Origin of the sequence: Bradyrhizobium sp., assembly GCF_049581145.1 — a bacterium.
GTDB lineage: Bacteria > Pseudomonadota > Alphaproteobacteria > Rhizobiales > Xanthobacteraceae > Bradyrhizobium.
Genome location: NZ_JBAURI010000609.1, coordinates 1 through 2,831 on the forward strand (window position 1 = coordinate 1; position 2,831 = coordinate 2,831).

Consider the following 2,831-nt stretch of genomic DNA (forward strand, 5'->3'; position numbering starts at 1 on the left):
CCGCGATCACGAGCATGAGGATCAAGAAGCCCGCGAAGATCGACAGCGGCACGCCGACGAAGAACACCTGCATCTGCGGCATCAGCCGCGCCAGCACGCCAAGCCCGATGTTGAACACCAGGCCGAACACCAGGAACGGGGCGGACAGTTGCAGGCCGATCCGGAACGCCGCGGCGAAGGCGCGGGTGGCCAGCGAAGCGACGTCGCCGCTTGCCATCGTCTCACCCGGTGAAAAGATGTTGTAGCTGTCGTTCAGCGCGGCGATCACGAGGTAATGGCTGTCGGTCGCAAACAGCAACGTCACCCCGAGCATGGTGAGAAAGTTTCCGATCAGGACGCCCTGCTGGCCCTGGGTCGGGTCGACCGAGGTGACGAAGCCGAGCCCCATCTGCTGGGCGATAACGGAACCCGCCACCTGGAGCGCCGACAACGTCACCCGCGCGGTGGCGCCGAGCACGATGCCGATGATGATCTCATGCAGCATCACCACGAACAGCGAGGTCAGCGACTGCAGGTCGATCTGGTAGGCATTGCGGTGCAGCGGCAGGATGATCAGCGTCAACAGCAGCGCGATCGACAGCTTGATGCGCACGGGAATGTTGGCCTCGCCCAGGCCCGGCATCAGCATCACCATGGCGCCGATGCGCGCGAACACCAGCATGAAGGTGGCGGCGAGCACGGGCAGGAAGGAGACGTCGATGCGCATGAGCGATACATGCATCAACCGCCGATGATTCGCGACGATATCCGCATCATGTGGCTGTGCAGCGCATCGGCCATGAAGGGCAGCGCGAGCAGCAATGTGACGAAGATCGCCAGAATCTTCGGCACGAACACCAGCGTCTGCTCCTGGATCTGGGTCAGCGCCTGGAACAGCGACACCACGACGCCGACCACGAGGCCGACCACCATCAGGGGCGAGGACACCACCACGATGGTCCAGATTGCATCGCGCGCCACGTCGAGAGTTTCAGCACCGGTCATTTGTCATTCCTTCTTGTCCTCCCGGCTCCTCCGCCGTCATTGCGGGGAGCTCTTGCGGCGAAGCAATCCCGACGGATTGCCGGGCCCGTGGATTGCTTCGCGGTGCCTGTTATCGGGCGCGTGCATCGCGCCACCCGGTCGCTCGCAATGACGAGCCACATGAATCGGCGTGGTCCGCGGCCGGTTTCCCGGAACGTCGCCAAAGCGCTCAAATCGTCATCTTCATGATGTCTTCGTAGGACTGGATCACGCGGTCGCGCACCGAGACCAGGGTCGAGACCGCGACATCGGTTTCCGCGACCGCCGTCACCACGTCCATCACATTGGCCTTGCCGGATGCCATCGCCACCGTCTGGGCATCCGATTTGCGCCCCGCTTCCATCACGCTTCCGACCGCATCCTTCAACAGCGCGCCGAACGAGGGTCCGCTCGAATCCTGCGAGCTCTTGCCGGCACCGCCGGTGTCCAGGATGCGGGCGAGGTTGGCATAGGCGTTGGCGGCAACGATCGGTGAAGCCATGGCTTAGGGTCTCCTTCAGGCCTTGAGGATGTCGAGTGTGCGCTGGATCATCTGGCGGGTGGCGCTGATGATGTTGAGGTTCGCCTCATAGGATCGCTGCGCGTCGCGCATGTCGGTCATTTCAACCAGCGAATTGACGTTGGGGTATTTGACGTAGCCGGTCGCGTCCGCGGCGGGGTTGGACGGTTCGTATCTCGTGTGAAAAGCGGATTGATCGGGCGCCACCCTGCCGAGCGCAACGACCTTGGCGTCCAGCGCGCGATCGAGCGTCGAGGAGAAGGTCGGGATCTTGCGCCGGTAGGGATCGCCGCCGGGAGTCGCCGCGGTGGAATCGGCGTTGGCGATGTTCTCCGAAATCACCCGCATCCGCCCGGCCTGCGCGCGCAGGCCCGACGTCGCAATCCCCATCGAACGGGCGAAGTCGCTGCCGTCATCTGCCATGATCTCGTTCTCCCGCCGCTAGCGTGCCCTAGCCCTTGCCGATCGCCGTCTTCAGCAGCTGCAGGCTCTTGCTGTAGAGCCCGGTGACTGCCTGATAATCCATCTGGTTATTGGCGGACTTCGTCATCTCATCCTCGAGATTGACGGCGTTGCCGGCCGGACGGGTCTGAAAGCCTGCCCGCTTGTTCTGGTCGAAGGCGTCCGTGCCGCCGCCGGACGGCGTGATGTGGCCGGCGCTGGTCAGCGTCATCGCCAGCGTCCCCATCGTGCCGGCCGGCGCGCCGGTGCTGTCGAATTTCGGCTCGACCAGATCACGCGGCTTGAAGTTCGGCGTGTCGGAGTTGGCGACGTTTTCAGAGAGGACTTTCTGGCGCTCCTGGTGCCATTGCATCGTGGTCCGCAACATCGACAGGGTCGGAATATCGCTGATGGACATCGCTCCGCTCCGCTTCCCTCGCGGGCCCGGTGCCCGCAGCTAGGCAGAATTTGCCGCCTGTATGGTTAACAGGCAGTTAAGGAGCGTAGACCGGCCCGCGATGGAATATTGCAGCCAGATCGCCGCCGTCACCAGTTTGCGCGCATTTTCGCCACGAATGCTGCGTTAACCCCGTTGGTTCAGCCATACCGGCACGCCCAAGAAGTCGTTTTGGTTCAGGCGATTCATGGGTTATTAAGCTATCTGGACGGCAGTTCCTGCCGTGGTGGGTTAAGGAATCATGCCGATCTCAGGCTTCGTTCGCCGCAGGGTGCGCTGCGTTTGACAAATGCGAAGGCTTGATGGAAGCGGTATTGGCCGGGGATAGAGCATGCCTGCAGTGACCTTTTTCTTCGCTTTTGTGGCCGTGCTGGCCCTGATTGGCGTGGCTGCTTGGCTGGTGCGCCGATT

6 protein-coding genes are annotated in these 2,831 nt (G+C 62.8%); all 6 read right to left on the reverse strand.

What is annotated here, in order from left to right; all coding sequences use genetic code 11:
* A partial coding sequence (gene fliR / locus WCB02_RS20025) for a flagellar biosynthetic protein FliR (RefSeq protein WP_423960719.1) occupies positions 1-706 on the reverse strand: 706 nt, incomplete at its 3' end.
* Between the two features lie 14 nt (positions 707-720).
* Positions 721-984, reverse strand: a complete 264-nt coding sequence (gene fliQ / locus WCB02_RS20030; RefSeq protein WP_079571707.1) for a flagellar biosynthesis protein FliQ — start codon at positions 982-984, stop codon at positions 721-723.
* A gap of 208 nt (positions 985-1,192) precedes the next feature.
* Positions 1,193-1,504, reverse strand: a complete 312-nt coding sequence (fliE, locus tag WCB02_RS20035; protein WP_423960721.1) for a flagellar hook-basal body complex protein FliE — start codon at positions 1,502-1,504, stop codon at positions 1,193-1,195.
* 15 nt (positions 1,505-1,519) lie between these two features.
* Positions 1,520-1,945 (reverse strand): flagellar basal body rod protein FlgC, encoded by a 426-nt coding sequence (gene flgC / locus WCB02_RS20040; RefSeq protein ID WP_423960723.1) that lies wholly within the window; start codon positions 1,943-1,945, stop codon positions 1,520-1,522.
* Between the two features lie 28 nt (positions 1,946-1,973).
* On the reverse strand, positions 1,974-2,381 hold the full coding sequence (flgB, locus tag WCB02_RS20045) for a flagellar basal body rod protein FlgB (protein ID WP_423960725.1): 408 nt from the start codon (positions 2,379-2,381) through the stop codon (positions 1,974-1,976).
* 270 nt (positions 2,382-2,651) lie between these two features.
* The coding region (locus tag WCB02_RS20050) for a hypothetical protein (RefSeq protein ID WP_423960727.1) at positions 2,652-2,831 on the reverse strand (180 nt) is incomplete at its 5' end.

Excerpts from the sequence above, each read along its gene's own strand:
- fliQ (WP_079571707.1), bottom strand. The coding sequence starts at position 984 with ATGACCGGTGCTGAAACTCTCGACGTGGCGCGCGATGCAATCTGGACC.
- fliE (WP_423960721.1), bottom strand. The coding sequence starts at position 1,504 with ATGGCTTCACCGATCGTTGCCGCCAACGCCTATGCCAACCTCGCCCGC.
- flgC (WP_423960723.1), bottom strand. The coding sequence starts at position 1,945 with ATGGCAGATGACGGCAGCGACTTCGCCCGTTCGATGGGGATTGCGACG.
- flgB (WP_423960725.1), bottom strand. The coding sequence starts at position 2,381 with ATGTCCATCAGCGATATTCCGACCCTGTCGATGTTGCGGACCACGATG.